This window comes from uncultured Nevskia sp. (assembly GCF_903885465.1).
GTDB lineage: Bacteria > Pseudomonadota > Gammaproteobacteria > Nevskiales > Nevskiaceae > Nevskia.
The window spans coordinates 1-6,636 of record NZ_CAISIQ010000338.1 but is presented as its reverse complement, the minus strand read 5'-3'; the positions used below and the strand labels follow the sequence as shown (position 1 = coordinate 6,636).

The window sequence follows — 6,636 nt, the reverse complement described above, 5'->3', positions numbered from 1 at the left end:
GGCGAGGCAGGAGCCGAAGCCTTTTCGCCGCGCCATGGATGGCGCGTCGAAAAGCCCCGTCATGGCCGAGAAGCACAGGGCATCGGGTCGCGCTTCTGCTTCATGCGATCCGACGCAGCGCCGGGGGCGCGCTTTCTTTGGTTACTTTCTTTGCGCGCCAAAGAAAGTGACCCGCGCGACAGCGCGGAATAGGGCGCTGAAGCTAGCCAACGAGAACAAGGGTCGATCGAGCCCAAAGCTAAACCGGTATTTAGCTGAGGCCGAACTTGAAGCCCCCGTTGGTAGTAGCCAACACCCGCTACCATCCCGCATCCAATCCTCAACGTTGCCCACTCATGGCCCTCAAAGCCACCATCTTCAAGGCCCAGTTGCAGATCGCCGACATGGATCGCAACTACTACGCAGAACACGCGCTCACCATCGCCCGGCATCCATCGGAGACCGACGAACGCATGATGGTCCGCGTGCTGGTGTTTGCGCTCCATGCCCATGAGCGGCTGGAACTCGGCAAGGGCTTGAGTGATCCGGATGAGCCGGACCTGTGGCGCAAGGATCTGACCGGGCTGATCGAGCAATGGATCGAGTTGGGCCAGCCGGACGAGAAGAACATCATCCGCGCCTGCGGCCGGGCCGGGCAGGTGTTCGTCTACGGCTTCAATCGCGCTGCCGAGCCCTGGTGGCAGACGGCGGAAGCGAAGCTGGCGCGGGCGAAGAACCTGTCGGTGCGGCGGATCAGCAGCAGTGGGGAGGCCACACTGACCCAGCTCGCGCAGCGGACCATGCAGCTGCATTGCACGATCCAGGATGGCCAGGTCTGGCTCGGGGATGGTGAGCGCACCGTCGCGGTTGAAATCGCGACCCTGCGCTAGGCGGTCTGCCGATGCGCGCCGGATTCTTCTACGCGGTCGCCGCTTGCTTCGGCTGGGCGTTCGCGTTCATTGGTCCGCTGATCCTCGGTGACTGGCCGGGGCTGGCCGTCGCGGCCGGGCGCTACATCGCTTACGGCGCGGCTTCCGTTCTCACCCTCTGGCTGCTGCATCGTCGGGGTCGCACGCAGTTGCGCGATGCGCGCTTGTGGCGCGAATCCTTGCTACTGACCCTGTTCGGCAACCTGCTGTACTACGCGCTGCTTAGTGTGGCGGTGCAGAAGGCTGGTTACGTGATGCCGACGCTGATCATCGGTCTGCTGCCGGTCACGGTGTCGCTGGCGGCGCGCATCCGCCTTCGCCTGCCGATCACGCCGCGCTATGGCTGGGCGCTGTTGCTGATCGCCGCGGGACTGTGGCTGGCGCGGGCGCCGCAGGTCGATGCGGTGGGCGGCAGCCATGTCACCAGTAGCGATGAGCTGATCGGCTGGCTGTGCGCTGCGGGCTCGACCTTGCTGTGGACGATCTATGGCGTCATCAATGCCGAGCGTCTGCGCGCGCGTCCCGGCATGAGCGGCATGCAGTGGTCGTCCTTGCAGGGTGCGGCGGCGCTGCCGTTCGCGCTGCTGCTGTTTGCGGCGACCAAGCCGGCAGTGGTGCATGGCTTGAATGACTGGCTGTTGTTCATCGCCGTCAGCCTGTTCCTCGGTCTGGTGACGTCCTGGGCCGCGAATACCTTGTGGAACCTGTCGAGTACGCGCTTGCCGCCGTCGCTGCTCGGCCAGATGATCGTCTTCGAGACCATCGGCGGCATCGCCTATGGCGCGATCTGGACCGGTGCCTGGCCGGCGAGCACCGTGCTCGCCGGCACCGCGGTGCTGATCGTCGGCGTGGTCGTTGCATTGAGCGAAAGACAGCCGGCATTGGCGCCGGCCTGAATTGAACTGAGCTGGGGCGGAGCGCAAGCCTGATGGTCGATGCCGTGCATGACGTGATCCTGATCGGCGCCGGCCACAACGGCCTGGTCTGCGCGGCGACGCTTGCTGCAGCCGGCAAGCGGGTGCTGGTGCTGGAGCGCAGCGCCGTCGTTGGTGGTGCCTGCATCACCGAGGAAATTGCACCGGGCTATCGCGCTTCGACGGCCTCCTACCTGATCAGTCTGCTGCTGCCCGAGGTGGTGCAGGAGCTGGAACTCGCGCGCCATGGCTATCAGGTGCTGGTGCGCAATCCTTCGTCGTTCACGCCGCTGCCCGACGGCCGTTCCTTGCTGATGGGGCCGGATGAAGTTCTGAACCATCGTGAGATCGCCAAGTTCTCGGCGCGCGATGCGGCGGCTTATCCACGCTATGAAGCCTGGCTGACACGGATCGCCGAATGCATCGAACCGCTGCTATCGGAGCCGCCGGCCGATCTGCTGCCGCTGCCGGCTTCATGGCGCAAGCGCAGTCTGTTCGCGCGGCTGCGCGAGCTGCGCCGCAGCCGCCGGCTGTACCAAGCATTGCGCGCCATGGGCGATGAACTGCCGCAGGCAATCGAACTGCTGACCGGTGCTGCGCGGCCGATCCTCGATCGCTGGTTCGAGTCCGACGTGCTGAAGGCGACCTTGGCCACTGATGCGGTGATCGGCGCCCAGCAACCGATTTCCGCACCCGGCACCGGCTATGTGCTGCTGCATCACGTGATGGGCACGGCGGGTGGCGCGCGCGGTGTCTGGGGCTATGTCGAAGGCGGCATGGGTGCGGTGACGCAGGCGATGGCGGCTGCGGCGCACGAGCGCGGTGTCGAGATTCGCTGCAATGCCGAAGTGGCTGAAATCCTCGTTGAAGGCGGGGAGGCGAGAGGCGTGCGGCTGGCCGACGGCGAACTGATCCACGCAAAGACGGTGGTCTCCAATGCCACGCCGGAAGTGACGTTTCGCAAGCTGCTGGCGGCCGGCAGTTTGCCGCCGCTGTTCGATGAGGCTGTGGCTCGCATCGACTACGCCAGCGCCTCGATGAAGATCAATCTCGCGGTGTCCGAACTGCCGGACTTCGCCGCGCTACCGGGCAAGGCCGAAGTCGGGCCGCAGCATCGCGGCACCATCCACATCAGCCCGACGATGGAATACCTCGAAGCGGCTTATGACGATGCCCGGCGTGGCCTGCCCTCGACCGAGCCGATCCTCGAGCTGACCATCCCGACCTCGGTCGACAAGACGCTGGCGCCGCCGGGTCATCACATTGTCCAGATGTTCGTGCAGTACGCGCCCTACAAGCTTGCCGAAGGGCTTAATTGGGAGGCGCTGCGCGGGCCGTTCGCCGATCGCTGCATCGCCGCCGTCAATGCCTATGCGCCGAACTTTGCGGCGTCGGTGCTCCATCGTCAGGTACTGACGCCACTCGATCTGGAGCGTCGTTTCGCGCTCACCGGCGGCAACATCTTTCACGGTTCGATGGCCTTGCATCAGCTGTTCTCGATGCGGCCGGTGCCGGGCTGGGCGGACTACCGCACACCCTTGCCCGGGCTGTGGCTCTGCGGGGCCGGCACCCATCCCGGTGGCGGCGTGACCGGTGCTCCCGGCCGCAACTGCGCGCGCGAGCTGCTGCGAGTGCTCTGATTGCCGGCCCGCCTTCCGGCGCTCGATTAAGATGCGCGCCTCTTTCGCGAGGAATCTCGCCGTGACCACCTCCGCTGCATCGACCGGCCGCTTGAGCCCGCTGGTCTGGCTCTGCCTCGTCGCCGTCTATTTCGTCTGGGGCTCGACCTATCTGGCGATCCGCTTCGCGCTGGAGGCCTATCCGCCGTTGTTCTTCCCGGGCATCCGTTTCACCGCCGCCGGCAGCATCCTGCTGATCATGCTGCGTCTGCGCGGCTACAAGCTTCCAACCTGGGGACAGTTCGGCCGTTCGATGATCATCGGTTTCCTGTTGCTGAACGTCGGCAATGGCGCGGTCGTCTATGCGCAGAAATCGGTCGGTTCGGCGCTGGCCGCCACCGTCGTCGCGACCATGCCCTTATGGGCAAGCCTGTTCGGCGGCATCTGGGGTGTGTGGCCGAAGCCCTTGCAGTGGCTCGGCCTGGCGGTCGGCTTCTCGGGCATCGTGCTGCTCAATCTCGGTGGCGATTTCGCCGCCAATCCGCTATCCGCCGCGCTGCTGATTTCGGCCGCGGTCAGCTGGGCGTTCGGCTCGGTATGGAGCCGGCGGCTGGACATGCCGGCCGGGCCGATGAGCACCGCCTGCCAGATGTTTTCGGCCGGCGTGCTGTTCCTGATCGCGAGCGCTGCAGCCGGCGAATCCTGGCAACTGGTGACCACGCCGAAAGCGATGGCGGCGGTGGCTTATCTGACCATCTTCGGCAGCGTCATCGCCTTCAGTGCCTACATCTATCTGAACCAGACCGTGTCGCCGTCCCTGGCGACCAGCTACGCCTATGTCAATCCGGTGGTCGCGCTGCTGCTCGGCGCCATGCTCGCCGGCGAGCTGTTCGTCGCCAGCGAACTGGCGGCGATCGTGCTGGTGCTGTCCGGCGTGCTGATGATCGTGCTCAACAACCGCAAGCCGAAAGTGCCGAAGCCAGCTTAAGCAGGCGTCACCTTGAAGCCGGCGCGCGGGAAGTGGACGACGACATCGCCGGCGCGCTCGTCGCGGCGCTTGATCGCCACTTCGAATACCGAGGCGTGCATCAAGGTGCCGGCCACCGCGTCAGTGCCGTAGTCGGTCGCTGCAACGGTGACTTTCGAGCCGATGCGCGCGCCTTCCGGTTCCAGCATCGGGCCGTCCAGCGGCAGCAGGCCACCGGCGTTGCGGGCGAGGGCGATCGCGTCTTCGCCGCTGATCTCGGTAGCCTCGCCGTGGCCCAGGGCCTTGATCCGATCGGCCCAGGCCAGCAGTGATTTGAACGGTTCGAGCAGGCTGGCAACGCCGGCGTTGTTGCGGATGAACCAGACCGGGTGATAAGCGCAGAGATCGGCCAGGGTCGGTGTCTCGCCGAGCAGGAACGGTGAGGCCGCGAGCTGTTGATCGAGGCAGTTCATCAGCGGCATGAAATGAGTCTTGCCGAACTCCGGGCCCGGCCGCGAGGCGCTGCCGCCAGTGAACAATGCAGCGCGATCCTTCGAGAACTTGTCCAGGCCCTCCGGCCCCATCATCGCCATCAAGGCTTTCAGGCCAGCCGGCTGGAACACGGTGGGAATCGCCGCGAAGAACAGCGTCTGTTCGAGGCTGGCGAAGGCTGCGCAGCTGGCTTTGGCGGCCAGCGGTACCAGCGGCGGATCCGGATAGAGGCGGTCCAGCGTCCGGCAGATCAACGCGGTATCGCAGTAGATGTCGCGGCCGATCTGCAGCACCGGCGCCTTGCGATAGCCGCCGGTCAGGGCGATCTGGTCCGGCTTCGGCATCACCATCGGCTGCTGCACCGATTTCCAGCTCAGGCGCTTGTAGCCCAGCGCGGCGCGAATCTTTTCCGCGTACGGCGAGGCCGGGTAGTGATGCAGGACGAGGTCGCTCATGAAGTCTCCGTGCTGACTCATCTCGGGAAAAATCCCGGATTAGTCATTGGTTTTTATGGTGAATTGCCTAGTTCGCAAGTATAGCGGCCGAAGCATTCAGCGAGCCGCCGCCAGCAGATCGAGCAAGGCCCGTGCTGGCCCGGAACGGGTACGGCCGCGATGCCAGACCGCGCCGAGTTCGCGGCTCAATGTCAGTTCCGGCAGTTCCAGCGCGACCAGCGTGTCATCGAGCATCGAGCGCGGCAGCACGCTCCAGCCAAGGCCGATCGCGACCAGCATTTTCAGAGTCTCCAGGTAATTGGTCGACAACCGGATTCGTGGCGCCACGCCATGCGCCTGCAGGGCGGCGGTGACGATGCGATGCGTGTAGGTGCGCTCGTCCGGCAGCACGGCGGGATAGGCAGCCAGCGCTTTCAAGGTCGGCACTTGTTCGCGCAGCAGTGGATGGGTCGGGGCAACGACCACCGACAGCGGATCGACCCAGATCATCTGCATGCGCAGCGCGTCCGGCGGTTCGCGAGGCAGGGTGACGATGCCAAGTTCGAGCCGGCCCTGGGCCACTTCCTCGCAGGCGTCCTCGGAATCCATGAAGTGGATGTCGAGATCGACATCCGGATAGGCCTGCGTGTAGCTGCGCAGCACCTCAGGCAGGCGATGCAGGCCGATGTGATGGCTGGTGCCGATCGACAGCCGGCCGCTGACCGCGCCGGACAGATGCGACAAGGCCCGCCGGCCGTCCTCGAGTTCGGCGAGCACCCGCCGCGCATACGGCAGCAGGGTGCGGCCGGCGTCGGTCAGATCGATGCGCCGGCCGACGCGGTTGAACAGCGGCATGCCAAGCGCGATCTCGAGCGCGGCGATGCGCTTGGAGATCGCCGGTTGCGACAGGTGCAGACGCTCGCCGGCCTTGGAGAAGGAACTGGCTTCGGCCACTTCGAGAAAGGCGCTGAGGCTGTGGGTGTCCATCGATCGTCCGGCTCCGGTACGGCGGACCGATATATTCCCATGACGACTGCAGAATATGAAAACGATTCATTGGAGTAATTAAAGCCGCCTCCCTACACTGCGCGCCGAACCCCGATTCCTGTGCTGCGACGGAGCGAACCATGACCACGAACAAGCCGAAGACCCTCTACGACAAGCTCTGGGACGCCCACGTCGTCAAGGATCAGGGCGATGGCTCGGCGATCGTCTACATCGACCGCCAGCTGCTCCATGAAGTGACCAGCCCGCAGGCTTTCGACGGCCTGCGTCTGAACAAGCGCATGCCCTGGCGGCTCG

8 protein-coding genes are annotated in these 6,636 nt (G+C 65.3%); 6 read left to right on the top strand and 2 right to left on the bottom strand.

Annotation, left to right across the window (positions count from 1 at the left end; translation table 11 throughout):
• From QZY06_RS13235 to yedA, 5 genes are all read left to right on the top strand, one after another.
• Positions 1-192, top strand: a 192-nt coding sequence (locus QZY06_RS13235; RefSeq protein WP_295685185.1) for a hypothetical protein, incomplete at its 5' end; no start/stop codon positions are given.
• 143 nt (positions 193-335) lie between these two features.
• On the top strand, positions 336-869 hold the full coding sequence (locus QZY06_RS13230; protein ID WP_295685183.1) for a YaeQ family protein: 534 nt from the start codon (positions 336-338) through the stop codon (positions 867-869).
• A gap of 11 nt (positions 870-880) precedes the next feature.
• Positions 881-1,804 (top strand): DMT family transporter, encoded by a 924-nt coding sequence (locus QZY06_RS13225; RefSeq protein WP_295685180.1) that lies wholly within the window; start codon positions 881-883, stop codon positions 1,802-1,804.
• 32 nt (positions 1,805-1,836) lie between these two features.
• Entirely contained in the window at positions 1,837-3,462 is a 1,626-nt protein-coding gene (locus tag QZY06_RS13220) for an NAD(P)/FAD-dependent oxidoreductase (RefSeq protein WP_295685178.1), read from the top strand.
• A 61-nt stretch (positions 3,463-3,523) separates the two neighbouring features.
• Positions 3,524-4,429: a drug/metabolite exporter YedA gene (gene yedA / locus QZY06_RS13215; RefSeq protein WP_295685176.1), complete on the top strand. Its 906-nt coding sequence runs from the start codon at positions 3,524-3,526 to the stop codon at positions 4,427-4,429.
• Here yedA and QZY06_RS13210 read toward each other — a convergent pair.
• Both QZY06_RS13210 and QZY06_RS13205 read right to left on the bottom strand, forming a co-directional pair.
• A complete protein-coding gene (locus tag QZY06_RS13210; RefSeq protein ID WP_295685174.1) occupies positions 4,426-5,355 on the bottom strand; it encodes a glutathione S-transferase family protein in 930 nt (309 codons plus the stop codon). The two genes, yedA and QZY06_RS13210, sit on opposite strands and share 4 nt — an antisense overlap.
• A 96-nt stretch (positions 5,356-5,451) precedes the next feature.
• A complete protein-coding gene (locus tag QZY06_RS13205) occupies positions 5,452-6,321 on the bottom strand; it encodes a LysR family transcriptional regulator (RefSeq protein ID WP_295685172.1) in 870 nt (289 codons plus the stop codon).
• Positions 6,322-6,461: 140 nt separating this feature from the next.
• On the opposite strand from QZY06_RS13205, the gene QZY06_RS13200 reads away from it, so the two are divergent.
• Positions 6,462-6,636 (top strand): aconitase family protein (locus QZY06_RS13200; protein WP_367275642.1); only part of this gene is annotated, 175 nt, incomplete at its 3' end.

Excerpts from the sequence above, each read along its gene's own strand:
- QZY06_RS13210 (WP_295685174.1), bottom strand. The coding sequence starts at position 5,355 with ATGAGCGACCTCGTCCTGCATCACTACCCGGCCTCGCCGTACGCGGAA.
- QZY06_RS13230 (WP_295685183.1), top strand. The coding sequence starts at position 336 with ATGGCCCTCAAAGCCACCATCTTCAAGGCCCAGTTGCAGATCGCCGAC.
- QZY06_RS13220 (WP_295685178.1), top strand. The coding sequence starts at position 1,837 with ATGGTCGATGCCGTGCATGACGTGATCCTGATCGGCGCCGGCCACAAC.
- QZY06_RS13225 (WP_295685180.1), top strand. The coding sequence starts at position 881 with ATGCGCGCCGGATTCTTCTACGCGGTCGCCGCTTGCTTCGGCTGGGCG.
- QZY06_RS13205 (WP_295685172.1), bottom strand. The coding sequence starts at position 6,321 with ATGGACACCCACAGCCTCAGCGCCTTTCTCGAAGTGGCCGAAGCCAGT.